Origin of the sequence: Pseudomonas sp. 10-1B, from assembly GCF_000935045.1 — a bacterium.
Lineage (GTDB): Bacteria > Pseudomonadota > Gammaproteobacteria > Pseudomonadales > Pseudomonadaceae > Aquipseudomonas.
In genome coordinates, this window is record NZ_JYKS01000021.1 from 66,664 (window position 1) to 91,610 (window position 24,947).

At 64.9% G+C, this 24,947-nt stretch carries 23 protein-coding genes; 11 read left to right on the forward strand and 12 right to left on the reverse strand.

The genetic code is table 11. The annotated features are described in order from the left end of the window. Positions 1-94: 94 nt before the first annotated feature. A complete protein-coding gene (locus TZ03_RS12910) occupies positions 95-664 on the reverse strand; it encodes a GNAT family N-acetyltransferase (protein WP_051098086.1) in 570 nt (189 codons plus the stop codon). A gap of 155 nt (positions 665-819) precedes the next feature. Between TZ03_RS12910 and TZ03_RS12915 the strand changes: the two genes are divergently transcribed. Then, positions 820-1,734 carry a histone deacetylase gene (locus TZ03_RS12915; protein WP_051098088.1) on the forward strand — a complete coding sequence of 305 codons (915 nt, stop codon included), beginning with the start codon at positions 820-822 and terminating at the stop codon, positions 1,732-1,734. A gap of 148 nt (positions 1,735-1,882) precedes the next feature. Continuing rightward, positions 1,883-3,124 (forward strand): TIGR03862 family flavoprotein, encoded by a 1,242-nt coding sequence (locus TZ03_RS12920; RefSeq protein WP_051098089.1) that lies wholly within the window; start codon positions 1,883-1,885, stop codon positions 3,122-3,124. A gap of 188 nt (positions 3,125-3,312) precedes the next feature. Here TZ03_RS12920 and TZ03_RS12925 read toward each other — a convergent pair whose 3' ends face one another. The 4 genes from TZ03_RS12925 to TZ03_RS12940 form a co-directional block, all read right to left on the reverse strand. Then, positions 3,313-4,644 carry a DEAD/DEAH box helicase gene (locus TZ03_RS12925; protein WP_051098090.1) on the reverse strand — a complete coding sequence of 444 codons (1,332 nt, stop codon included), beginning with the start codon at positions 4,642-4,644 and terminating at the stop codon, positions 3,313-3,315. 55 nt (positions 4,645-4,699) lie between these two features. Next, positions 4,700-5,620 (reverse strand): drug/metabolite exporter YedA, encoded by a 921-nt coding sequence (yedA, locus tag TZ03_RS12930; protein WP_051098094.1) that lies wholly within the window; start codon positions 5,618-5,620, stop codon positions 4,700-4,702. A gap of 441 nt (positions 5,621-6,061) precedes the next feature. Next, positions 6,062-6,541 (reverse strand): NYN domain-containing protein, encoded by a 480-nt coding sequence (locus TZ03_RS12935; RefSeq protein WP_016489324.1) that lies wholly within the window; start codon positions 6,539-6,541, stop codon positions 6,062-6,064. 159 nt (positions 6,542-6,700) lie between these two features. Further along, a complete protein-coding gene (locus tag TZ03_RS12940) occupies positions 6,701-7,456 on the reverse strand; it encodes a DUF2076 domain-containing protein (protein WP_051098095.1) in 756 nt (251 codons plus the stop codon). A 166-nt stretch (positions 7,457-7,622) separates the two neighbouring features. Here TZ03_RS12940 and TZ03_RS12945 point away from each other — a divergent pair, with 166 nt between their 5' ends. After that, complete coding sequence (locus TZ03_RS12945; protein ID WP_051098096.1) at positions 7,623-8,279, forward strand: YciC family protein; 657 nt, start codon at positions 7,623-7,625, stop codon at positions 8,277-8,279. Positions 8,280-8,295: 16 nt separating this feature from the next. On the opposite strand, the gene hrpB is transcribed toward TZ03_RS12945, so the two are convergent. Next, a complete protein-coding gene (gene hrpB, locus TZ03_RS12950) occupies positions 8,296-10,824 on the reverse strand; it encodes an ATP-dependent helicase HrpB (RefSeq protein WP_051098098.1) in 2,529 nt (842 codons plus the stop codon). A gap of 117 nt (positions 10,825-10,941) precedes the next feature. On the opposite strand from hrpB, the gene TZ03_RS12955 reads away from it, so the two are divergent. Further along, positions 10,942-11,361, forward strand: coding sequence for a hypothetical protein (locus TZ03_RS12955; RefSeq protein WP_051098101.1), 420 nt, complete (start codon positions 10,942-10,944; stop codon positions 11,359-11,361). Positions 11,362-11,383: 22 nt separating this feature from the next. Continuing rightward, on the forward strand, positions 11,384-12,256 hold the full coding sequence (locus TZ03_RS12960; RefSeq protein ID WP_051098103.1) for a cation diffusion facilitator family transporter: 873 nt from the start codon (positions 11,384-11,386) through the stop codon (positions 12,254-12,256). Between the two features lie 125 nt (positions 12,257-12,381). Here the strand turns inward: TZ03_RS12960 and TZ03_RS12965 are convergent, their stop codons facing one another. After that, the gene (locus tag TZ03_RS12965) at positions 12,382-13,104 is read right to left on the reverse strand and encodes a DUF6515 family protein (protein ID WP_051098105.1); all 723 of its coding nucleotides are present in this window, start codon (positions 13,102-13,104) and stop codon (positions 12,382-12,384) included. Positions 13,105-13,501: 397 nt separating this feature from the next. Here TZ03_RS12965 and TZ03_RS12970 point away from each other — a divergent pair, with 397 nt between their 5' ends. Further along, a complete protein-coding gene (locus TZ03_RS12970) occupies positions 13,502-13,978 on the forward strand; it encodes an Lrp/AsnC family transcriptional regulator (RefSeq protein ID WP_051098107.1) in 477 nt (158 codons plus the stop codon). Positions 13,979-14,032: 54 nt separating this feature from the next. Then, complete coding sequence (locus tag TZ03_RS12975; RefSeq protein ID WP_023378567.1) at positions 14,033-14,236, forward strand: DUF2788 domain-containing protein; 204 nt, start codon at positions 14,033-14,035, stop codon at positions 14,234-14,236. A gap of 108 nt (positions 14,237-14,344) precedes the next feature. Here TZ03_RS12975 and TZ03_RS12980 read toward each other — a convergent pair whose 3' ends face one another. The 4 genes from TZ03_RS12980 to TZ03_RS12995 all read right to left on the reverse strand — a co-directional run bounded on the left by TZ03_RS12980 (position 14,345) and on the right by TZ03_RS12995 (position 20,729). Beyond that, positions 14,345-14,983 (reverse strand): pseudouridine synthase, encoded by a 639-nt coding sequence (locus tag TZ03_RS12980; protein WP_051098109.1) that lies wholly within the window; start codon positions 14,981-14,983, stop codon positions 14,345-14,347. A gap of 6 nt (positions 14,984-14,989) precedes the next feature. Next, positions 14,990-16,453, reverse strand: coding sequence for an AMP nucleosidase (gene amn / locus TZ03_RS12985; RefSeq protein WP_051098112.1), 1,464 nt, complete (start codon positions 16,451-16,453; stop codon positions 14,990-14,992). A 177-nt stretch (positions 16,454-16,630) separates the two neighbouring features. After that, positions 16,631-18,283 (reverse strand): acyl-CoA dehydrogenase family protein, encoded by a 1,653-nt coding sequence (locus TZ03_RS12990; protein WP_051098114.1) that lies wholly within the window; start codon positions 18,281-18,283, stop codon positions 16,631-16,633. Positions 18,284-18,740: 457 nt separating this feature from the next. Beyond that, a complete protein-coding gene (locus TZ03_RS12995; protein ID WP_051098117.1) occupies positions 18,741-20,729 on the reverse strand; it encodes a sensor histidine kinase in 1,989 nt (662 codons plus the stop codon). A 265-nt stretch (positions 20,730-20,994) separates the two neighbouring features. Here TZ03_RS12995 and TZ03_RS13000 point away from each other — a divergent pair, with 265 nt between their 5' ends. From TZ03_RS13000 to TZ03_RS13015, 4 genes are all read left to right on the forward strand, one after another. Next, positions 20,995-21,792 carry a hydroxymethylpyrimidine/phosphomethylpyrimidine kinase gene (locus TZ03_RS13000; protein ID WP_051098119.1) on the forward strand — a complete coding sequence of 266 codons (798 nt, stop codon included), beginning with the start codon at positions 20,995-20,997 and terminating at the stop codon, positions 21,790-21,792. Between the two features lie 13 nt (positions 21,793-21,805). Then, on the forward strand, positions 21,806-22,429 hold the full coding sequence (thiE, locus tag TZ03_RS13005) for a thiamine phosphate synthase (RefSeq protein ID WP_051098120.1): 624 nt from the start codon (positions 21,806-21,808) through the stop codon (positions 22,427-22,429). Positions 22,430-22,445: 16 nt separating this feature from the next. Continuing rightward, the gene (gene hemL / locus TZ03_RS13010; protein ID WP_051098122.1) at positions 22,446-23,729 is read left to right on the forward strand and encodes a glutamate-1-semialdehyde 2,1-aminomutase; all 1,284 of its coding nucleotides are present in this window, start codon (positions 22,446-22,448) and stop codon (positions 23,727-23,729) included. Between the two features lie 257 nt (positions 23,730-23,986). Further along, positions 23,987-24,532 carry a tetratricopeptide repeat protein gene (locus TZ03_RS13015; RefSeq protein ID WP_051098124.1) on the forward strand — a complete coding sequence of 182 codons (546 nt, stop codon included), beginning with the start codon at positions 23,987-23,989 and terminating at the stop codon, positions 24,530-24,532. Positions 24,533-24,535: 3 nt separating this feature from the next. Here the strand turns inward: TZ03_RS13015 and TZ03_RS13020 are convergent, their stop codons facing one another. Then, the gene (locus tag TZ03_RS13020) at positions 24,536-24,862 is read right to left on the reverse strand and encodes a DUF1820 family protein (protein WP_051098126.1); all 327 of its coding nucleotides are present in this window, start codon (positions 24,860-24,862) and stop codon (positions 24,536-24,538) included. Between the last annotated feature and the right edge of the window lie 85 nt (positions 24,863-24,947).

Below are 24,947 nucleotides of genomic sequence, written 5' to 3' on the forward strand. Positions count from 1 at the left end.
GCTCGATCTAACAGGCGCTGAACATGTCGCGACAAGCGCCTTGCGTGGGGAAATGATACAGGGTTTGTCATTCGCGCCGGGCATGGCCGTGCATTCAGGCGCGCAGGGTCCGTTCCCAGTGCGCACGGTCTATGCGGTACAGCACATGCGGGCGCAGCGGGTGGCCGACGGGCAGGCGAGGGTGTTCGAAGCTGCCGTCCAGGTCCTGCTGCATGCCGATGGCCTGCATGACCTTCTGCGATGGCAGGTTGCTCTCGCTAGTGAACGACACCACCTCTTCCAGACGCAATTGGGCGAAAGCACAACGCAGGCAGGTCCACGCCGCCTCGCTGGCAAAACCCAGGCCCCAGTGACGCCGCGCCAGGCGCCAGCCGATTTCCACCGCCGGGGCGAAGGGCGCATCGAAGTTGACGTTGAGCAGCCCAGTCATACCGATGAACGCGCCGCTGTCCTTGCGCTCCAGCGCCCACAGGCCAAAGCCGTATTCGTTGAAATGCCCGCGCACTCGACCGATCAGGGCGGCCGCCTCCAGGCGCGTCAAGGGCGCCGGGAAGTAGCGCATCACCTGCGGGTCGGCGCACAACGCAGCGAACTCGCGCAGGTCGTCGTCGTGCCATTGGCGTAGCACCAGCCGTGCGCTTTCCAGTTGGAGGATAGGGGTCATCGGGCGTACTCCGGTTTTACCGTCCTGCAGTTTACAGCGTAGGCGCGGGCGCGGATTTCACCCAGCTGAAGCAGTTGGGCCTGGACAGCCCAGCTCTCCCACAGCAGCCATCAGCCATGGCAAGATCGGCACTGGCCCTGATTACGACCCCATCCATGCCGTTGCCACTGATCTACCACGAAGACTACAGCCCGGAGTTCCCCGCCGAACACCGCTTCCCGATGGACAAATTCCGCCTGCTGCACGACCACCTGGTCGACAGCGGGTTGACCACCGACCAGGCGCTGCTACGCCCGGATATCTGCCCCAACGACATCCTCGCCCTGGCCCACGACCGCGGCTACATCGAGCGCTACATGAACGGCGAGCTGTCGCGCGAGGACCAACGCCGCCTCGGCCTGCCCTGGAGCGAAGCCCTGGCCCGGCGCACCGTGCGCGCAGTCGGCGGTTCGCTGCTGAGCGCCGAAATGGCGCTGCAACATGGCATCGCCTGCCACCTCGCCGGTGGCACCCACCACGCCCATTACGACCACCCTGCTGGCTTCTGCATCTTCAACGACCTGGCCGTGATCAGCCGCTACCTGCTGGAAGCGGGCCGGGTGCACCGGGTGCTGATCTTCGACTGCGACGTGCACCAGGGCGACGGCACCGCCCGCATCCTGCACGACACACCAGACGCCATCACCGTATCGCTGCATTGCGAACAGAACTTCCCGGCCCGCAAGGCGCAAAGCGACTGGGACATCCCCCTGCCCCGTGGCATGGGCGACACGGCTTACCTGAAGGTGGTGGACGACGCCCTCAACTACTTGCTGCCGCTCTATCGACCCGACCTGGTGCTGTATGACGCCGGGGTCGATGTGCACAAGGACGACGCCCTGGGCTACCTGCAACTGACCGACGCCGGCCTGGCCGCACGTGACGAAGCTGTGTTGCGCCACTGCCTGGGCCGTGACATTCCGGTGGTCGGCGTGATCGGCGGCGGCTATAGCAAGGACCGCGAAGCCCTGGCCAGGCGCCATGGCATCCTTCACCACAGCGCGGCGCGCGTCATCGGTTGTTCACAATGACTGTGGAGCCGCTTGTGGATAACCTGCGGGAAAGGCGCTGCAGCCCCTGGTGGACAAGGCCTGCAGACTACTGATCATTTTTTGAGCAGTGCTTCCACAGGCGGCGCTGCGTTAGAATGCGCGTCTTTTCCACAGCCCGCTGGCCACCATGTCCGATCTGAACCCCGCCTCCCCTCCCCTCGCTGCCGTCATCGGCGCTGGCCCCGCCGGCCTGATGGCCGCCGAAGCACTGGCCCAGGCAGGCCTGGCGGTCGAGGTGTTCGATGCCATGCCCTCGGTGGGCCGCAAGTTCCTGCTGGCGGGTGTCGGCGGCATGAACATCACCCATTCCGAGCCCTACCCGGCGTTCGTTGCCCGCTATGCCGAGCGCCAGGACGAAATCGACGCGCTGCTGCGCGACTTCGGCGCCGACGCCTTACGCCATTGGATTCACGGCCTGGGCATCGAGACCTTCGTCGGCACCTCGGGCCGGGTTTTCCCCACCGACATGAAAGCCGCGCCGCTACTGCGCGCCTGGCTCAAGCGCCTGCGCGAGACAGGGGTAGTTATCCACACCCGCCATCGTTGGTTGGGCTGGACTGACGACGGAGCCTTGCGGATTGCTTATCCACAGGGCGAACGGCTGGTGAAGGCCGCCGTCGTGGTATTGGCGCTGGGTGGCGGCAGTTGGGCACGCCTGGGCTCCGACGGCAGCTGGCAACCGTTGCTGGCCGAACGGGCTGTGGATATCTCACCTTTGCAACCAAGCAACTGCGGTTTTGAAGTGGCAGGCTGGAGCACGCTGCTCAAGGACAAGTTCGCTGGCGCGCCGTTGAAGAACATCGCCCTCAGCGTCCCCGGCAGCGCGCCGCGCAAGGGCGAATTCATCCTCACCGCGCAAGGTGTGGAAGGCAGCCTGGTGTATGCCTGGTCGGCGGCGGTGCGTGAGGCCATCAACCGTGAAGGCGAAGGGGTGTTGCTGCTCGACCTGCTGCCGGACAAGCCTGTGGACAAGATTGCCCAGGCACTGGCCAAGCCACGCGGTTCACGCTCCATGGCCAAGCATCTGCACAGCCAGCTGGGGATCGATGGGGTCAAGGCCGCGCTGCTGCGCGAGCTGACCGCTCAGGCGACCTTTGCTGACCCGGATGCGCTGGCAAAGGCAATCAAGGCGTTGCCGATCAAGCTGGTGCGTACGCGGCCGCTGGATGAAGCGATCAGTAGCGCGGGCGGGGTGCGCTTCGAGGGGCTGGATGAAGGGTTGATGCTCAAGGGGATGCCGGGGGTGTTCTGTGCCGGCGAGATGCTGGACTGGGAGGCACCTACCGGGGGGTATTTGCTGACGGCATGCTTCGCCAGTGGCTTGCGCGCCGGGCGGGCGGCGGCGGATTGGGTTACGCGGGTTTCCTGACAGATTGCCGGGGCTGCTTTGCAGCCCATCGCCGGCAAGCCAGCTCCCACAGGGATCGCCTCAGGGCTGACAGTGCCCTTGCCAGAAACCATAGAATCTCCCACAGGGCCCGCGCAATTCTCAAGATTAGCGCGGTCCCTGTGGGAGCTGGCTTGCCGGCGATGGGCCGCAAAGCGGCCCCAACAATCTCAAGGCTTACGCTTGCGCGGCCCACCATTGAAGCTCGGCACCTTGCGCACCGCCTTCACCGCCGGTTCCGCATTCCCCGCCTCGGCACTGTCCATCCAGCGCCCCAGCCCACGCTTGGCGCTGTTCTCTTTCGGCTTCTTGGGCTTCTTCGGCTTCTTGATCACCTGGCCACTGGCATCAGTCATCGGCACCCGGTGATCAGGGATGAAATCCGGCTCTTCATGGCGCGGCAAGGTCTGCCGGGTCAGCACCTCAATAGACGCCAGCAACTGCACCTCATCCGCGCACACCAGCGAAATCGCCTCGCCCTTGTTACCGGCACGCCCGGTACGCCCGATGCGGTGCACGTAATCCTCGGCAACGATCGGCAAATCGAGGTTGACCACCAATGGCAGGTCGTCGATATCCAGGCCGCGGGCCGCCACATCGGTCGCCACCAGCACCTGCACCTCGCGGGCCTTGAAGCTGTCCAGCGCACGCTGGCGGGTAGCCTGGGGGCGGTCACCGTGGATGCCGTCGGCATTCACACCCTCTGCCAGCAAGCGCTCCACCAGCTGGTCGACGCCATTGCGGGTCTTGGCGAACACCAGCACCTGCTTCCAGCGCTGCTTGCGCAGCAGGTGGCAGAACAGGTCTACCTTGCGCTTTTTATCCACAGGCACCAACCACTGCTTGACGCTGGTGGCCGTGGCATTGCGCGGGCTGACTTCGATGCTCAGCGGGTCATTCAGGGCCAGCCCCGCCAACAGGCGGATCTGCTCGGAGAAAGTGGCGGAGAACAGCAGCGTCTGGCGCTTGCGCGGCAGCGCGGCGTACACCGACTGCAGCTCTTCGGCAAAGCCCAGGTCGAGCATGCGGTCGGCTTCGTCCAGCACCAGGGTCTGCACCTGGTTGAACTTCACCGCGTTCTGCCGGAACAGATCGAGCAAGCGGCCCGGGGTGGCCACCAGCACGTCGACACCACGGCGCAGGCGCATCATCTGCGGGTTGATGCTGACCCCGCCATACACCGCGTAAGTGCTCAACGGCAGGTTCTCGGCGTACTCGCGCACGTTGTTGTGCACCTGCTCGGCCAGCTCACGGGTGGGTACCAGCACCAGCGCGCGGATCGAGTTGCTGGCCACTTTCTCGCCTTCCAGCGCCAGGCGCTGCAGTACGGGCAGGGCAAAGCCCGCGGTCTTGCCGGTGCCGGTCTGGGCCGCGGCCATCAGGTCGCGGCCGGCCAGCGCGGCGGGGATGGCCTTGGCCTGCACCGGGGTCGGGGTGGTGTAGTCCAGCTGCTGCAGGGTGCGCAGCAGCGGTTCGATCAGACCGAGTTTGGCGAAATTCATGGCAATACCGTCAGGGGGTTCAGCGAAGGCGGCAAGTTTACCGCATCGCCCCTGCCTACTTGCAGATTTCACCTTTCAGCGGTTGCTCAGCCTCGGGGGCCTTGCGCCACTGCGGCAGGCCGATCAGCACCACCGCACCGATGATCACCGCCATGGCCACGCACTCTTCGGCACCGATCTGCTCACCGGCGAAGATGATACCCAGCAACACGGCCACCGCCGGGTTGACGTAGGCATAACTGGTGGCGGCTGCCGGGCGTACATGCTTGAGCAAGTACATGTAGGCACTGAACGCCAGGATCGAGCCGAAGAACACCAGGTAGGCCAGCGCGCCCCAGCCAGCGGCGGTGGGCATCTGCGTCATGCGTTCGCCAGACAGCACGCTGCCGAGCAGCAGCACTGCGCCCCCCACCAGCATTTCGGCAGCGCTGGCCATGGGCCCCTGGGGCAGCGGCAAGGCCTTGCTCCACACCGAGCCGAATGCCCACGACGCCGCCGCAAAGATGATCAGCGCCGCGCCAATCGGGCTGGCCTGCAGGTTGGAACCCAGGTTCAGCAGGCCGATACCCACCAGCCCGAGGGCGATCCCCGCCCACTCCAGCTTCGAGTTGCGGTGCCCGAACAACAGGCCGAACAGCAAGGTGAACAGCGGCACCGTCGCCACGGCCAGCGCCGCCACGCCCGAAGCCACGCCGGCATGCTCGGCCACGGTGACACCGCCGTTGCCGCAACTGAGCAGCAAAAAGCCGATCGCCCCCGCCGCCCGCCACTGCGGCCAGGTCGGTGCCGGCACACCGCGCCAGCGCAAGAAGCCATACAGCAGGCCACCGGCGATGAGGAAGCGCACACCTGCCATGAGCATCGGTGGCCAACTCTCGACGCCAATGCGAATGAACAGGTAGGTAGAGCCCCAGACCAGATACAAGGCCAGGAACGCGCCGATGAGCAGCAAGGGGAAACGACGGGAGGCAGACATGGGAAACACTCGAAATCCGTTTACGGGTGATTCAGTTTAAGGGGCTGCCTGGGTGAGCATAAGTTACAAAATGGCTTGAAATGAGCGGCACACTTTTGGTGCGGTCGGCTTTGGGAATGTGTTGCGCAGGTCCCTGTGGGAGATTCTGTGGTTTCTGGCAATGGCATAAGCTCGCCACGCCATCTTCAGCGCCTGTGAGATCGAGCGCCGCCCGCGCGGCGCATCGCGAGCTGGCGCTCGCTCCTACGTTTGTTTCGGGCCAGTGAAGCCTGTGACAGGCGCGCGCGACCGCCTGGTTCGTACGACGCGATATCGAGCCATGCGCCAAGGCGTCCGCGCGAAAATCCCACAGAAATAATTGGCCCGAAACAAACGTAGGAGCGAGCGCCAGCTCGCGATGCGCCGCACGGGCGGCGCTCGATCTCACAGGCGCTGCATATCTCAGTGCTTGAGCAACAACTTGCCCTCGATGGGCACATAGCGGGTGGCGGCACGGATCAGTGACAACGCCGTCAGCCCCGGCACGCCATACACCACTGCCTCGGTACCATGGCGCTGGATCACCCGCTCCAGCAGCAGGTCGAAATCACCGTCGCCGGAGGCCAGCACCACCTGGTCGACCCGGCTGGCCGCATCGATCACATCCAGGGTAATGCCCACATCCCAGTCACCCTTGGCCGAGCCATCGCTGCGCTGGATGAAAGGCTTGAGACGCACGTCGAAACCGAGGTTGCGCAAGATCTGCTGAAACTGCTGCTGCTTGCTGTCGCCACGGTCGATGGCATAGGCCACGGCCTCGACGATCTGACCTTCGCGACTGACATCAGCCCACAGGGCGGTGTAGTTGAAATGGCAGCCATGGGCCTGGCGCACGGTGTAGTAGAGGTTCTGCACATCGGCGAACAGCGCGATCTTTTTCACCTGGGAACCTCATTTCTGGCCTGGAGTGCCGGGGGCCGCTCCGCAGCCCTTCGCGGGCACGCCCGCTCCCACAGGTATCGCGCGTACATCCGTGGGAGCGGGCGTGCCCGCGAAGGGGCGCAAAGCGCCCCCAGAAATGCCAGCAGTATGCCAGACCTATTAGACGTACGAATCGTCGTCCGAGAAGAACCCGCCATCATCGCTGCCATAGTCGCTATCGGCGTAACCACCTTGGTCACCGCCCCAACCGCCATTGTCAGCCACTTGCTGCTGCCCACCCTGGTCATTCCAGCCACCGCTGTCACTGGCCGGCACCGGCTCTTCCTTGATCACTTCCACCACTTCTTCCGGCTGCGAGTGGTGATTGAACAGGCTACTGATACCCTGCGCCAGCAACACCCCACCCGCCACACCGGCCGCAGTCTGCATCGCGCCACCGAGGAAGCTGCTGGCCCCGCCACGTGCCGGCGCGGCGCCAAAACCGGGCTGCTGCGCTTGCGGCCGGGAGAAACCCGGTGCCGACGGCTCGCGCCAACCACCAGCGGAAGCCACCGGGGCCGCAGGACGCTGTGGCTGCACGGTCGGGGCCGCGCTGCGCCCGCCCGAACCAAAGATGCTGGAGAGGAAACCACCCCCGCCATTGCTGGGTGCGCTGTTACCGGCCCGAGCGCTCTCGGCCTGGGCACGGGCCTGCTGCAGTTCGGCTTGCAACTGCTTGTTCTGCTCGTCGAGGCGCTTGATCGCGGCCTCCTGCACCAAGATCGCCTGGGCCATGTAGTACGGCGCCGCCGGCTGCTGGCGCACATGTTCCTCGATGCACGCCTGGGCCTGCGCATCACGTGGCTGGCTCGGGTCCTCGGCTTGCTTGATGCGGCCGAACAGGCCGTCGATCAGGGTTTGTTCTTCAGTGTTCATGGGCGACCTCGTGGGGTAGCGGGACAACGGACAGCGTCAAAGATGGGGCGTACAGCCGCGGGATTCAATCACCGGTGCCGTGAAACTTTTTTCAGCAAGTGACAGCCCCACGCCTGCTTTGGGCTAAAGTTATGCCCCTGTTTTTTCTGCCATGCGATGTTGACTGATGAATCCGCTGAGCGTTCTGCGCGACTCCCTGTACTTCTTCCGCCGCCACCTGCCGAACATCCTCCAGCTGTGCTTGCCGCTGGTGGTGCTGGAAGCCGTGATCACCCAGTTGCTGTACCGGCAAATGGGCGACCAGGCATCGCCAGCCTACGGCATGCTGGTCAGCCTGCTGTTCTACCCGCTGTACAGCGCCGCGCTGATCCTGTACCTCGACACCCGCAGCAACGGCCAGGAAATCGCCAAGCGCGACCTGTTCGCCCGCGCCGTGCAACTGTGGCCGCAACTGGCCCTGCTGATATTGATCAGCTCGCTGCTGATCATGGCCGGCCTGGCGCTGTTCATCTTCCCGGGCGTGTGGATCATGATCAACCTGGTGTTCGCCGAGTACCTGCTGGTACTGCGCGGCCGACCGGTGGTGCAGGCGATGCGCGACAGCGCCAGCATGACCACCGGGCACTTCATGCGCATCATGGTCTGCGTGGTCGCGGTACTGGCACCGATCTGGCTGATCGACGGGCTGCTGCTGATGGCCTTCCCCGAGCCATCGCCCGGCATGGAACTGGCCATGGACAGCCTCAGCGGCTTCCTGCAACTGTTCAGCACCGTGGTGCTGTACCGTCTGTTCATGTTGCTGGAAAGCGAAGCCGGCGCCTGACGCCAAAGCGTTACCTTCAAGTGCCCCGAGGCTTGGCCCGCGCCGTAGCCTCGGCCACCAACGGGTCGTCTGGCCAGTAATGCTTCGGGTACCGCCCCTTCAGGTCTTTCTTCACCTCGGCATACGTCGTGCGCCAGAAGTTGGCCAGGTCCTGGGTCACCTGTACCGGGCGGCGCGCCGGTGACAGCAAGTGCAACTTGACCTGCTGGCGGCCATTGGCGATGCGCGGGGTGTCGGCAAGGCCGAACAGTTCCTGCAGGCGCACGGCGAGAATCGGTGGGTTTTCGCTGTAGTCCAGGCGGATGTTCGAGCCGGATGGCACGCTCAAGTGCGCGGGGGCCTGTTCTTCCAGGCGCTGCGGCAATGGCCAGGGCAACAGGTTGCGCAGCATCGACGGCAGGTCCAGCGCAGCGAAATGGCTGAGGCGCGACACCTTGCCCAAGTAGGGCTGCAACCAGTCTTCCAGGCTGGCGAGCAGGGCTTCGTCGCCCAGGTCGGGCCATTCGCTATGGCCATCCTTGGCCAGATCGAGCTGGCGCAGCAGCGCCACACGCGCCTGCCACTGCCGCAGCTCTGGGGTCCAGGTCAGCAGGTTCAGACCTTTGCGCCGGACCAGGCCAAGCAGCGCCCGGGCCCGGGTTTCGTCATCCAGGCCGGGCAGCGGCTCGCGGCTGAGCACCAGCTCGCCAACCTTGACCTGGCGCTCGGCGCGCAACACCTGCTCGCGTTCGTCCCAATCGAGAATATCGACCCGCTCGACCTGTTCGGCCAGCACATCGTCCAGCAAAACCGGATCGAACTCGGCCGCCAGGTAGATCCGCTCCTCACGCTGGCCTTGGCGGCTACCCAGGTCGGCGATCACCAGCCACGGGCATTTCATCAACGCATCGACTTCGGCAAACAGCGCCGCGCGACCGTTGGCCAGCCGATATTCTGCACCGCCTTCGCGGCGCTGCTGGGCGACGCGGTCGGGGTAGGCCAGCGCCAGCAGCGCGCCCAGCCAGCGCGGGTGATCCGGGTCGGCGACCGGAGCACCAGGCTTGCCGCGCAACAGGCCGTGGTACTGCCGGGCCAACTGGCGCGCACGCTGCACGCCACCCTGGCCACCACGGGCTACCTTGCTCTGGCCGCTGACCAACGCCAGGCGGCTGTGCAGGTCGGCGCCACCGCCGCGCAGGATGTCGCGTTCACCCAGCAACGCCGCCACGTCGCAGGCCATCTCGGCCAGGCCCAGGTCCAGGCCGCGCAGCAATAGATGGGCGATACGCGGGTGGGCTGGCAATTCGGCCATGGCCTGACCGTGCTCGCTGAGGTGGTCACGGCTGCCCGGTTTGAAGGCATTGAGCCGCGCCAGCAGGTCCTGGGCCTGGGCGAACGCGGCAAGCGGCGGCTGGTCGAGCCAGCGCAACTGCTCGGGCGTAACGCCCCAGCGCGCCAGTTGCAGGGCCAGGCTGGCCAGGTCGGCCTGGAGGATCTCGGCGCTGCCATGGGCGGCCAACTGTTCATGCTGGGCCTCGGACCACAGGCGGTAGCACACGCCCGGCTCCAGGCGGCCGGCCCGGCCGGCACGCTGGGTGGCACTGGCGCGGGAAATGCGCTGGGTATCCAGGCGGGTCATGCCGCTGCCGGGGTCGAAGCGCGGCACCCGGGCCAGGCCAGCGTCGACCACCACACGTACACCGTCGATGGTCAAGCTGGTTTCAGCGATGTTGGTGGCCAGCACTACCTTGCGCAGGCCCTTGGCCGGCGGGTCGATGGCGGCACGCTGGGCGTTGAGGTCCAGTTCGCCGTGCAGCGGGCACAGCAGGATCTCGGGGCGCTCGCCCAGCGCCTCCTGAAGGCTCTGGTGCACCCGGCGGATCTCGGCCTGGCCAGGCAGGAACACCAGCACACTGCCGGCCTGATCGGCCAGCGCCTGCAGCACGCTGTCCACCACCCGTGGCTCGATGAACTCGCCCGGCTGGAAGGGCCGGCCCCAGCGGATGTCCACCGGGTGCATGCGGCCTTCGCTGCTGACCACCGGGGCATCGTCCAGCAGCCGCGACAAGCGCTCGCCCTCCAGGGTCGCGGACATCAGCAAAATCTTCAGCGGTGGCTCATCACGCAGCAACTCACGGCCGTTGAGGCTCAATGCCAAGGCCAGGTCGGCGTCCAGGCTGCGTTCGTGAAATTCGTCGAAGATCAGCAAACCCACGCCCTCCAGCGCCGGGTCGGCCTGCAGGCGGCGGGTGAGGATGCCTTCGGTCACCACTTCGATGCGGGTTTTCGGCCCGACCTTGCTGTCCAGGCGAATGCGGTAGCCCACGGTCTCGCCAACCTGCTCGCCCAGTTCGCTGGCCAGCCGTTCGGCAGCCGCGCGCGCCGCCAGGCGCCGGGGTTCGAGCATGAGAATGGTCTGCCCGGCCAGCCATGGCTCGTGCAGCAGCGCCAGCGGCACGCGGGTGGTCTTGCCGGCGCCGGGCGGCGCTTCGAGCACGGCTTCGTCACGGTTTTCCAGGGCCTGGCGCAAGGCTGGCAAGACGGCATCGATTGGTAATGAAATCATGGTGGTCCTCGAACAGTCCCGCGAGTATAACGGCGAACCCAGCCTGCTCTATCATGGTCTTAGCTTCAGGCGCAGGCGCTTCGCCTGCCCTGCTGAATTACCTTCTCGGAGATTTACATGCGCATCCCATCCCGCGTCCTCGGCGGCGCCCTTATCGTCACCTTGCTGACCCAGCTGACGGCCTGCGGCACGATCTTCTACCCGGACCGTCGCGGCCAGATCGGCGGCAAGATCGACCCTGTGGTTGCCGCAATGGATGCTATCGGCATCCTGTTCTACGTGATCCCGGGCCTGATCGCCTTCGGCATCGACTTCGCCACGGGCGCCATCTACTACCCTGGCGGGCATACCGCCCAGGTCGACCCGGCCAAACTGCGCGACGCCGTCAGCCCGGATGGCAAGGTCGACAACATGAAGCTACAGGCCATTCTCGAAAGCGAGCTGGGCCAGCGCCTGCCGCTGAACGACCCACGCTTGATCCAGCAGCGCGGCAGCATCGAGCAGTTGGCCAGCCTGGGCCTGGTGCCCGCAGCCTGAACCACAAGGACACTGACCACGGATGATCACCACCCCGGCTGAACACCAGCGCCTGCTACGCCTGGCCACCCGCGCGTCGCTGGCGGTGGCCAGCATCCTGGTGCTGAGCAAGGCGCTGGCCTGGTGGCTGAGCGGTTCGGTCAGCCTGCTGGCGGGGCTGACCGATTCGGCACTGGACGCCGTTGCCTCGTTCCTCAACCTGCTCGCCGTGCACTACGCCCTGCGCCCGGCCGACGACGACCACCGCTTCGGCCATGGCAAGGCCGAAGCCCTGGCCGGCATGGCGCAGGCGCTGTTCATCGGGGTCAGTGCGGTGCTGATCGGGGTACAGGCGGTCGAACGCCTGCACACCCCACAACCGCTGGGCGATACCGCCATCGGCATCGCGGTGATGTTGCTGTCGCTGGCACTGACCCTTGCCCTGCTGGCACTGCAGCACAAGGTCATTCGCCTGACCGGCTCCACCGCGGTGCGGGCCGACTCCCTGCACTACCGCTCGGACCTGCTGCTCAACAGCAGCATCCTGCTGGCCCTGCTGCTGGCACGCTTTGGCTGGCCGCAATTGGATGCACTGTTCGGCCTGGGGATTGCCTGCTACATCCTCTGGAGCGCATTGCAGATAGCCCGAGAGAGCACGGCCATCCTGATGGACAAGGAACTGCCCGGCGATGTCGGCGAGGACATGGCCGCGCTGGTGCTGGCCATTCCCGGGGTGAAAGGCGTACATGACCTGCGTACACGGGTGTCGGGCAACCAGTGGTTCGTGCAGTTGCACCTGGAGCTGCCAGGGCAGTTGCCACTGCATGAGGCGCATGGATTGTGCGTGGAGGCCTCACGGGTGATCCGCCAGCGTTATTCACAGGCGGATGTGCTGGTGCACGCGGACCCGGTGTAAGCCTGCCCGGGCCCTATCGCCGGCAAGCCAGCTCCCACAGGAATTGTGCAGGCCTTTGGGCTCTGTGCAGTCCCTGTGGGAGCTGGCTTGCCGGCGATAGGGCCCGGGCAGACAGTGCACTTGGATCAGTTGATGCTGTACCCCCGCCCACTGAAGCAGGCGCCCAGCGCCCGCCGGTAATTGTCGGCCACATTAGCCGGCGGCGCATACGTCGCCGTCGCCGGGTCGAAGCCTGACTGGCCGACCGCCCAACGATGGCACTGGTAGCGATCCTGGTCCTGCTGCTGCGGCCCCTGGCCATACATGGGGTAGGCCACCACGTCATACCCACCGCCCGCCGCTGCCACCGGCACAGGCGCTGGTGCGGCCACAGGCGGGTTGACCACCACGTACTCGCGGCTGTCGGCCAGGTACTGGTAATAGGTATCGGCAGCCACGAAGAACAGCGCCCCGCCCAGCCACACTTCACGGGCGTAGGCCGGCAGGTACTGTACTCTTACCCCATAGGGCGGCGTCACGACGACGTAGCCGCCAGCGCGTGGGCGATACCAATAGCCATCCGAATAGAAGTAGTTCTGCCCACGGTAGGGCACCTTCCAGTAACGCTCCGGAAAACGCTCCACCGTTTGCCCCGGGCGATATTGCGGCCCAGGCCCCCAGCCATTGCCATGGTGCCGGGGAATATCCTGGTAATAGCCCTGCCGCGGCGGCTGGGTCTGGCGCACTTCGTCGCGCGAGTTGAGCGAGCGACCGGGCCCGCCTTCGCCCAGCCCTTGCGCCAAGGCCCCGAGACTGATGCCCAAACCCAACAAACCAACACCTGCCAACTGCCAGATGCGCGACTTCATGGTATTCCTCTCGGTAGGAAAAACTGCAACCGCAGCCAGTCTACCGCGCCCATCGCACAGGCCAATTAAATTCGCGGCCATGAAAAAAGGGAGGCCACAAGGGCCTCCCTTCAGGAATTGTCGTCCGTGCTCGGCGCTTGTGGCGCCGGCTCACCTCACACCGTCTTCTGGACGGTGCGTAGCCCGGGGGCCTGGCGGATCCTGTTGGATGGCTGGCCGCGACCGCCCGCCTAGGGCGCGTCGCCGTGGACTGATGTCCGGGCAGTGATTCTGTGGATAAAGATACCGGAGAGGTTGCGGCAGAGGATTGCGAAGATTGCTCTGATAAATAGCACTTGCGCAATTTTTAACCCTGGATTGATAATTCACAGCAATCCGAACAGAAAAGGCATAGTCCATGAGCAAACTTGATCGCTACGACCTGAGCATCCTCGCCGAATTGCAGCGCGATGCGCGCATTTCCAACCAGGAACTGGCCGAACGCATCGGCTTGTCGCCTTCGCCGTGCTCGCGTCGGGTCAAGCAACTGGAGGACGATGGCTACATCTCGCGCCAGGTTGCCCTGCTCGACCGCAAGAAGCTGGGCCTGAGCCTGACCGCCTATGTGCTGATCGGCATGGACCGCCACACCCCGGAGCGCTTCGAAGCCTTCGAAGCGGCCATCCGCAACCTGCCACAGGTGCTCGAATGCAGCCTGGTCACCGGCATAGATGCCGACTACCAGCTCAAAGTGGTGGTGCCCGACATGGACCACTACCAGAAACTGCTGCTAGGCAGCCTGACCCGTATCGAAGGCGTCACCAGCGTGCGTTCGAGCTTCGTGCTCAACCAGGTGCTGGCCAGCACCGAGCTGCCATTGACCCACCTGCGTTAAATGCTCACCCTAGCCTGCGTATAATCGGCCGCTCAGCCTGCCTGGAGAACACTGATGGATCCCGCCGTATTCGAAGAGTGGATGATGATCGTCCTGGTCACTGTGTTGATCGGTTTCATGGGTTTCATCGTCTGGGACCTGGCGAAAAAGTCCAAGGCGGGGCGGTTCGGCACGCTGATCCTGTTCTTCGTGCTGGGGCTGGGGGTGCTGGCCTTCATCATCAAGAGCGTGGTGGTGGGGTTTCTCGAAGGGGTGTAGGGCCTCATCGCCGGCAAGCCAGCTCCCACAGGTACTGCATTTGGCTTGAAGTCGATACGGTCGAGGTGGGAGCTGGCTTGCCGGCGAAAGGGCCGCAAAGCGGCCCCTCTAGCGCTGCAATTTCGCAGGAACCTCGCGCCAGCAGCCCTGCTCCAACCCATCCAGCGCCCAATCGCCAATCCGCACCCGCACCAGGCGCAAGGTCGGCAACCCCACCGCCGCCGTCATCCGCCGCACCTGGCGGTTACGCCCCTCGCGAATCACCAGCTCCAGCCAATGGGTCGGCACGCTCTTGCGAAAGCGCACGGGCGGGTTGCGCGGCCACAGCTCGGGTTCGTCCAGGCGCCGCGCCTCGGCCGGCAAGGTCGGCCCATCGTTCAGTTCCACCCCATCGCGCAAACGCTGCAACTGCTCGTCGCTCGGCTCCCCTTCCACCTGCACCCAGTAGGTCTTGGCCAGCTTATGCCTGGGGTCGGCAATGCGCGCCTGCAGGCCACCGTCGTTGGTCAGCAGCAACAAGCCTTCACTGTCGCGGTCCAGCCGCCCAGCCGGGTATACACCCGGGATGTCGATGTAGTCCTTGAGGGTCGCGCGCCCTTCGCCGTCGCTGAACTGGGTCAGCACGTCGAACGGTTTGTTGAACAGGATCAGGCGCGGCTCGGCCGGTGGAGCCTTGGGCTGGCGACGCGGGCCGGCGGCAGGCCGCGCCTGGGGGCGGCGCGGCTTGGAACGGGGTGGCAGTGACATGGATCCTCAGCGGAACGGCGGCTCATCGAAGCTGCGCAGTTTACGCGAGTGCAGCGAGTTGAGCTCGGTGCGCAGCAGGTCGAGGGCGGCAATGCCGATCTTCAGGTGCTGGCTGACCGCCCGGTTATAGAAGGCGTTGGCCGAGCCCGGCAGCTTGATCTCGCTGTGCAGCGGCTTGTCGGACACACACAGCAAGGTGCCGTACGGCACACGCAAGCGGTAACCCTGTGCCGCAATGGTGCCGCTTTCCATGTCCACGGCCACGGCACGCGACAGGTTGATGAGCGGCCGTTCCTGGGCCCAACGCAGCTCCCAGTTACGGTCGTCGTAGGTCAGCACGGTACCGGTGCGCAGGCGCTTCTTCAGCTGTTCGCCACGCTCGCCGGTAACCTGCGCGGCAGCCTCCTGCAAAGCTAGCTGCACCTCGGCCAAGGCCGGAATCGGGATGTTCGGCGGCACTACCCGGTCGAGAATGCCGTCACGCCGCATGTAGGCGTGTGCCAGCACGTAGTCGCCGATGGTTTGCGACTGCCGCAGGCCGCCGCAGTGGCCGATCATCAGCCAGCAATGCGGGCGCAACACAGCCAGGTGGTCGGTGATGTTCTTGGCGTTGGACGGGCCGACACCGATGTTGACCAGAGTAACGCCGTCGCCGTCGGCGGCGATCAGGTGGTAGGCCGGCATCTGGTAGCGGTGCCAGACCACGCTGGCCACCAGGGCTTGGACTTCACCGTGGTCCATGGCTTTTTCGATCACCACGTTGCCCGGCAGTACCATGCGCACGAAACGTGGGTCGTCACGCAGTTGCTCCAGGCCATGGCTGATGAACTGGTCGACATAGCGGTGGTAGTTGGTCAGCAGGATCCACGGCTGCACATGGCGCCAGTCGCTGCCGGTGTAGTGCACCAGGCGGCGCAGCGAAAAGTCGACCCGGGCGGCATCGAACAATGCCAGCGGCAAGGTTTCGGCACTGCCCCAGTCGTACAGGCCGTCGGCGATATTGTCGGTGGCGGCCGACAGGTCGGTGCTGGGGAAAACCCGCGCCAGCTGCGCGGCGGTGATGCCGCTGCCGGCCAGTTCGTCGCCCTGGTCGACCACGTAGGGGTAAGGAATGTTCTGCTCGCTGATACCGACCTCTACGGTGACGGTGTAGTCGTGCATCAGCGGGCGCAGTTGCTCCAGCAGGTAGCCACGGAACGCGGCTGGCTGGGTGATGGTGACGCTGTAGGTGCCGGCCACCTGGACCTTGGCGTAGGCACGCGTGGTGGCGGCGACTTCACCGTGGCTGTAGTAGGTCAGGCGCAGCGCCGGGTAGCGGAACAGGTCGCGCTCCTCGGCACCCGGCTCGGTACGGTCCTTCAGGTAACGCTTGAGGGCCTGGCTGAGGGCCCCGGTGGCCTGTTCATGCAAGGCCGCCAGACGGTCGACGGCCTGTTCGGGGGTATCAACGACTACAAAAGCGTGGCTCACACTGTGCTTCCTGTCTGGACATGCATGTGAGCCATCTTGCCTGCCTTCTTGGCTAAATACACCCCCATTGATCGGTGTTGGATTCATTCGCGGGCGCGCCCGCTCCCACAGGTACGGCACTGGCCTGGAAATCTGTGAAGACTCTGTGGGAGCGGGCATGCCCGCGAAGAAACCAACTCAATTCGTCCAGGCTGGCGTAGCCCTGGCCACCAGTGCCTCCACATCCACACCTCGCGGCAACGCCCCGTACACCCGGCCACCACCCGCCAACCGGCTGCCAATGAACGCATCGCTGACCACCGCATTGCCCGCCTCCAACAGCAACTTGGCCTGCAACGCCAAGGCAATATCCTCAGTCAGCTGCCGCGCGCGGTACTGCATGTCACTGGTATCGGCAAACGCCCCCTTGAGGTTGCCGATGTGCGCCGCCAAGCGCGGGTCGCCATGCCCATCGCCCAGTTCGGCGAACAACGCATCGAGCACACCTGGCTCCTTGGACAAGGCCCGCAGCACATCCAGGCACTGCACATTGCCCGAGCCTTCCCAGGTCGAGTTGACCGGCGCTTCGCGGTACAGCCGTGGCAGGATGCTGTCTTCCACATAACCCGCGCCACCCAGGCACTCGGCGGCCTCGTTGATCATGGCCGGCGCGCGCTTGCAGATCCAGTACTTGCCCACCGCCGTGACCAACCGGGCGAAGTGCGCCTGCTGCGGATCATCCAACTGCTCCAAGGCTTGGCCCATGCGCAAGCTCAGGGCCAGCGCGGCCTCGCTTTCCAAGGCCAGGTCGGCCAGCACGTTCTGCATCAGCGGCTGCTCGTTCAGCACCCGCCCGCCGACCTTGCGGTGCGCGCAGTGGTGGGCTGCCTGGGTCAGCGCCTGGCGCATCAGCGCACTGGAGCCGACCATGCAGTCGAAGCGGGTCATGGCGACCATCTCGATGATGGTTGGCACGCCGCGCCCTTCTTCACCGATCATCCACGCCAGCGCACCGCGGAACTCCACTTCACTGGAGGCGTTGGAGCTGTTGCCCAGTTTGTTCTTCAGGCGCTGGATATAGAACTGGTTGCGGCTGTCGTCCGGGCGATGGCGCGGCAACAGGAAGCAGCTCAGGCCTTTTTCGGTTTGCGCCAGGGTGAGGAAGGCATCGCACATGGGCGCCGAGCAGAACCACTTGTGCCCGACCAGCTCATAAGCCTGGCCCGGGCCAGGCGCACCGACCGGATAGGCCCGGGTGGTGTTGGCGCGCACATCGGTGCCGCCCTGCTTCTCGGTCATGGCCATGCCCAGGGTGACCCCGGCCTTGTGCCGGTCGCCGACGTTACGCGGGTCGTATTCACAGGCGAGGATTTTCGGCAGCCAGTATTCGGCCAGCTCGGGCTGCAGACGCAGGGCCGGCACGGCGGCGAAGGTCATGGTCAGCGGGCAGCCGGTGCCGGCCTCGGCCTGGCTGTGCAGGTAGGTCATCGACGCCCGTGCCACATGGGCGCCGGGGCGCGGTTCGGCCCACGGTAAAGAAGGCAGGCCGTGTTCGACGGCAGTGCGCATCAGTTCGTGGTAGGCCGGGTGGAACTCGACCAGGTCGATACGATGGCCGTAGCGGTCGTGGCTGCTGAATTCGGGTTTGTGCGCGTTGGCCAGGAAGCCGGCCTGCATCAGCGGACCACCGGCCAGCGCCCCATAGGCATCGATCCGCGACTCGGCCCAGCCCGCGCCGAAACGCCGCGACCATTCCTGCAGCGGCAGGTCGAGGCGGTACAGGTTGGCACCGTCGAGGGAGGGGGGCTGGTTGGTGACTTCGTGGGTTTCAGCGTACTGATGCAGGTTCATCGGGGGCTCCTGGATCCGGGTAGGCTTGGAAAGTCCAGTGAAGCACTCCCTGTGGGTGAGTCAAAGTGGCATTCATGACTAAAGATGGGGTGGTGGGTGCATGGCTTGGGGGATCAGGGCTGGCAGGTGCTTGCCACAACATTTGTGGCGCCTATGAGATCGAGCGCCGCCCGCGCGGCGCATCGCGACGCAAGGCCGCTCCCACATTTGTTTCGGGCCAGTTACTCCTGCCTCCTCCGCGCGCGTACCCTTGGTGTATGGCGGGAGTTTGATGAAAAGCAGAGGCGACACCTTCATCGAATGGGACAGACAAGGGGGCGCGCGCCAATGACACAGGCAGGACTGGCCCGAAACAAATGTGGGAGCGGCCTTGCGTCGCGATGCGCCGCGCGGGCGGCGCTCGATCTCATAGGCGCTGAAAGTGTTGTGGCAAGCATCTTCCAGCCCTAACCCTTTTTCACCGCGACCGCCGCGTCTGCAGAATGCTCGGCGCCATCTGCACCTGCGAAACCGCCATGTTCAAACTCAACTCGAACTTGCTCCCCAACCCGCGCGTCGATTCATGCGCCAACCGCGCTCCCAGCAACTCGCCCATCTGCCGACAGATCGACAACCCAATCCCCAACCCGCCATAACGCCGGGTCATCGAGCCATCCACCTGGAAGAACCGCTGGTACAGGGTCGCCTGGTCCAGGTCATCGAAACCAATACCGCTGTCACTGACAGTAAAAGTCAAAGCCAGGTCATTCGGCCCCACCCGGCGCCCGCGCACCTGGATCATCACCCCGCCCTGGTGGGTGAACTTCAAGCCGTTGTCCACCAGGCATTCCAGGCAGCGCGCCAGCTTCTGCCCATCGCCCAACAGCCCGTCCGGCAAATCGGCCGGGATATCCAGGCTCAGATACAAGCCTTTGCCCAACGCCTGCCCGGCATAACCGGCACGCAGGCTTTGCAGCAGGGTGCGCAGGCTGAATGGCGCCGGCTGCGCACGCAGGCGGCCAGCTTGCAGCTCGGACAGGGTAAGAATGGCATCGACCATGTCCATCATGCCCTGTGCCGACCCCGCCGCCGTGCGATGGTACTGGGCCATTTCGGCCTCCATCGGCAGCGTGTGCATCAGCTCCAGCGAACCAATCACACCGTTCATCGGGGTGCGCAGTTCATGGGTCACGCTAGCCAGGAATTCATCCTTCAGGCGGTTGCTCCTGGCCAGTTGCAGGTTCAGTTGCTCCAGCGTGCGCCCGGTTTCGCGCAAGGTCTGCGCCTGCTGCTCGCGTAGGCTGTTGATGCGGTCGGCCAGCGCCAGCGACAGCAAGGCCACCTCCAGCGCCGAGCCCAACTGGCTGGCGTACATGGTGATGAACACGTTCGGCAGGTAGCCCAGCACCATCAGGGTGTTGACCAGGCCACCGAGCAGGAACGCCGTCCAGGCGATGATGAACCAGCGCGCCACGCGCAAGCCGCGCCACCAGGCGTACAGCCCGGCGCTGAAGATACTCACGGTGAACAGCAATGCCAGCACCGTGGCCATGCGCAGGGCGACGCCATAGGGCACGCTCACCGCCAGTACCATGACCAGCGCACCACCCAGCATCAGCAGCTGCAACAGCCGGTCGAAGCCACGGCTGATATTGCCCAGTTGCAGGAAGTGCCGGGCGAACTGGCAGCCGAACAGCCCGGCAGCGCCGATGAACAGCGGCGTCGAGGAATTCGCCCACCAGGGGCTGTCTGGCCAGAAGTAGGCCACGCCGGCACCGTTCACCGACACTTGGTAAAGGCCGAACGAAGCGATATAGAGGATGTAGTAGAGGTAGCTGACATCCCGCACGCCAAGGTAGATGAACAGGTTGTACACCAGCATCACCAGCAGCACGCCGTAGATCATTCCCAGCACATACAGGCGCGTGGGCTGCTCCTCCATGTAGGCCTCAGGCGACCATAGTGCCAACGGTGCTTGCACCGAGCCCTGGCTGTGCAGGCGCAGGTAGGCGGTAGTCACCTGTCCAGGCGGCAACTGCAGTTCGAACAGGTAGTTGTTCTGCCGTATCTGCCGGCTGTCATAAGGCAAGGCATCGCCAGTTCTCTGGGCCAGGTGGTAGCCGCCACTGCCGTCGGGCAGGTACAGCTCTAGGTGGTCCAGTGGCGGATAGGCCAGTTCCAGCAACCATTGCCGGGGGGCAGCGCCGGGCGCGGCAAGCGGGCGCAGCTCGACCTTGAGCCAGAACACCGAGGTGGAATAACCGGCGTTCAGCACCTCTTCGTGGTGGGGGCGAAAGTGTTTGGCGAAGCCGGGGGCACTGACCTGGGCGATGCTGGCACTGCCATCGAGGTCCTCGTAAACCTGCATGGCCTTGCCCAGCGGAAGATGCCGGGTAGCGTCGTCGAAATCGACCGCTTCGGCCAGCATGGGCAGCAAACCCAGAAGCACAATCAGCAAATAGCGCATACAGCCCCAGCATGGCCTGTCCGGTCGTGTCGCGGTTGCCTCCCATCCGTTTGAGACGACATGCACCGGCAGAACCCGTTTGTCGAGTTATCAGAGCACTCTAGCATAGCGTCACAACCTGGCAATCGGCCATATAAAAACACAAAGAAAAGGCTCTAATTCAATGCTTTCAGAGGATAAAAAAGCACTAACCTGACCGATCGATCAGCAAAACTCGTTTGTCGGACGATCCGCCCAAACAGGTTTGGTGGTAAGCTCGCCGACCATGAATACCTACAGCTCCCGCCCCGTTGTCCTCTGTCTCTCCGGCCACGACCCAAGTGGCGGCGCCGGCCTGCAGGCAGATATCGAAGCCCTGATCGCCCAAGGCTGCCACGCTGCACCCGCAGTGACCGCCCTGACCGTACAGGATACCGTCAACGTTTCCGACTTCCGCGTGCTCGACCGCGAGTGGGTGCTGGCCCAGGCCAACGCCGTGCTGGCCGACTCCACGGTGGCCGCGGTCAAGCTGGGCATGCTCGGCTCGATCGAGATGGTCGACACCGTGGCCGAACTGCTGGCCGCCCATCCGCACCTGCCGCTGGTCTGCGACCCGGTGCTGCGTGCCGGTGGCGGTGGCCGCCTGGGCAAGGACGAAGTGGGCTACGCTCTGCGCGAACGCCTGCTACCGCTGGCGACCATCGCCACGCCAAACCTGCCCGAGGCGCGCATTCTCGCCGAACTGCCCGAAGGCACTGCCGACGAGTGTGCCGAAAAACTGTTGCCATTCTGTAGACACCTGCTGATTACCGGCGGTCACGGCGACGAAGACGAAATTCACAACCGCCTGTACACCCAGGACGGCCAGCACCACACCTGGACCTGCCAGCGCCTGCCGGGCAGCTATCACGGCTCGGGTTGCACCCTGGCCAGCGCCCTGGCCGGCCGCCTGGCCCTTGGTGAACAGCTGGAAAGCGCGGTACGCAGCGCCCTCGACTACACCTGGCGCACCCTGCGTGACGCCGAGCAGCTGGGCAAGGGCCAGTTCGTGCCGCGCCGCCTGCCCTTGGACTTCTGCTCCTGATACGAGGCCTTCAATGAAGCTACGCGGTCTGTACGCCATCACCGACAGCCAGCTGCTCGCCGGCCGTTTCCTGTCCCATGTCGAGGCGGCCCTGGAAGGCGGCGTGTGCCTGCTGCAGTACCGCGACAAAAGTGACGACGCAGCGCGCCGCCTGCGCGAAGCCGAAGGGCTGATGAAACTCTGCGAGCGCTACGGCACCCAGCTGCTGATCAACGACGACGCCGAACTGGCCGCGCGCCTGGGCGTCGGCGTGCACCTGGGCCAGACCGACGGCCCGCTGACCCCGGCCCGCGCCCTGCTCGGCCGCCAGGCGATCATCGGCTCCACCTGCCACGCCAGCCTCGAACTGGCCGCCCAGGCTGCCAGCGAAGGCGCCAGCTACGTGGCCTTCGGCCGCTTCTTCAATTCCGTCACCAAGCCGGGCGCCCCCGCCGCCAACGTCGAACTGCTGGAGCAGGCCCGCGCCCGGGTGAAACTGCCGATCGCGGTGATCGGCGGCATTACCCTCGACAACGCCGCCCCGCTGGTCGCCCATGGCGCCGACCTGCTGGCGGTGATCCACGGCCTGTTCGGTGCCGACAGCGCGCAGGAAGTCACCCGCCGCGCCCGCGCCTTCAACGCCTTGTTCGCATCCTGATTCGAGAGAACCTTCCATGTCCCGTTCCGAAGCCCTGTTCGCCCAAGCCCAGAAGCACATCCCCGGTGGCGTCAACTCGCCGGTCCGCGCCTTCAAGAGCGTTGGCGGCACGCCGCTGTTCTTCAAGCATGCCGAAGGCGCCTACGTCGTTGACGAGGACGACAAGCGCTACGTCGATTACGTCGGTTCCTGGGGTCCGATGATCCTCGGCCACGGCCACCCGCAGGTGCTGGACTCGGTGCGCAAGCAGTTGGAGCACGGCCTGTCCTACGGTGCGCCAACCGCCATGGAAACCGAAATGGCCGACCTGGTCTGCTCGATCGTGCCGTCGATGGAAATGGTGCGCATGGTCAGCTCGGGCACCGAAGCCACCATGAGCGCCATCCGCCTGGCCCGTGGCTATACCGGCCGTGATGCCATCATCAAGTTCGAAGGCTGCTACCACGGCCACTCCGACAGCCTGCTGGTAAAAGCCGGCTCCGGCCTGCTGACCCAGGGCGTGCCGAGCTCGGCAGGCGTGCCGGCGGACTTCGCCAAGCACACCCTGACCCTGCCGTTCAACGACATCGCCGCCGTCGAGAAAACCCTGGCCGAAGTCGGCCAGACCGTGGCCTGCATCATCGTCGAGCCGGTGGCCGGCAACATGAACTGCGTCCCGCCGGCGCCGGGCTTCCTCGAAGGCCTGCGCGAGCAGTGCGACAAGCACGGCGTGGTGTTGATCTTCGACGAAGTGATGACCGGCTTCCGCGTCTCGCTCGGCGGCGCCCAGGGCCACTACGGCATCAAGCCGGACCTGTCGACCTTCGGCAAGATCGTCGGCGGCGGCATGCCGGTCGGCTGCTTCGGCGGCAAGCGTGAAATCATGGGCTGCATCGCCCCGCTCGGCCCGGTCTACCAGGCCGGTACCCTGTCGGGCAACCCGCTGGCCATGGCCGCCGGCCTGACCACCCTGAAGCTGATCAGCCGCCCAGGCTTCCACGCCGAGCTGAGCGACTACACCAGCCGCATGCTCGACGGCCTGCAGCAGCGTGCCGATGCCGCTGGCGTGCCGTTCGTCACCACGCAAGCTGGGGCCATGTTCGGCCTGTACTTCAGCGGTGCCGACGACATCGTCACCTTCGACGACGTGATGGCCAGCGATGCCGAGCGCTTCAAGCGCTTCTTCCACCTGATGCTGGACGGTGGCGTGTACCTGGCGCCGAGTGCGTTCGAGGCCGGTTTCACCTCCATCGCCCATGGCGACAAGGAGCTGCAGATCACCCTGGATGCGGCTGAAAAGGCCTTTGCTGCCCTGAAGTAATGCAGTGCCTGTACCGGCCCTTTCGCGGGTGAACCCGCTCCTACAGGGCCCGCACCACATTTGAAATCGGTGCCGTCCCTGTAGGAGCGGGTTCACCCGCGAAGAGGCCGGTACAGGCAACATTTGTTCATGCACAATCACCTGACTTCCCCAACCCAAACTAAATTCGAGTAAAACTTTGTAAGGTTGGCGCTGCTTATCCCATAATGTGCCACCAGAGACATTGGCCGCAGCTTTGCAGAGGTAAGTCGATCCCCATGAACCGCACCGGCCGCGCCCTGACCCTGGGCTGCCTGTTGCTTCTTCAGCCCCTGCTGGCCCTGGCGGAGGGCGGTAACTCGTTGCTGATTCCGGCGACGGGGCGCTGCACCTTGAATGTCCAGCCTGAAGACCTGGCAAACGCCCTCAAGGCCTGCGAGCAGACGGCGTCGACGGGGGATGCCCAGGCACAATTCGAACTGGGCGAGTACTACTACACGCAAACGCCGAAAAACCTGAACAAAGCCCTGAACTGGTTCGAAAAGGCCTCGCTGCAAGGCCATGCCGAAGCCCAGTACCGTCTGGGCGCCATGTTCTTCCATGGCGAAGGGGTCAAGGCCAACAACGTGCAGGCCTATATCCTGCTGAAGATGGCCGCGGTCAACGGCGCCGAGGATGCGCTGGACATGGCCGACGAAGTGACCGAGCAAATGCCCCGCGACGAACTGGAACACGCCACCCAGGTGCTCGGCCAGATCTTCCGCAAATACCTGCTGGAACTGCAGAACGCCGAAGGGCGCACGCCGTTCTCGCCACTCCCCTGAGAGTTACTTTTCCGGCATCGGCATGGGGAACGGCATCACGTTGCCGGCGCCCTTGGCTTCGCTGATCTTTGCCGTGCCCAGGCGCTCCACCTCGTCGATGCGCACGATCGAATGCATCGGCACGAAACTGCGGATCACCCCCTCGAACTGGCTCTTGAGCTTCTCCTCGCTGGGGTCCACCACCAGTTGCGAGCGTTCGCCAAAGACGAACTCCTCGATTTCCAGGAAGCCCCACAGGTCGCTCTGGTAGATCTGCTTGGCATACATCTCGAAGACCTGCCCCTGGTTGAGGAAGATCACTTTATAGATGGCGGGTTCGCGTTTGCTCATGTCTGGCGGGATAACACATGCGTAAGAAAAGGGGCGCATCATAGCAGACAGGCTTGCCGATCTGTGTTGGCCGTACCGGCCTCAT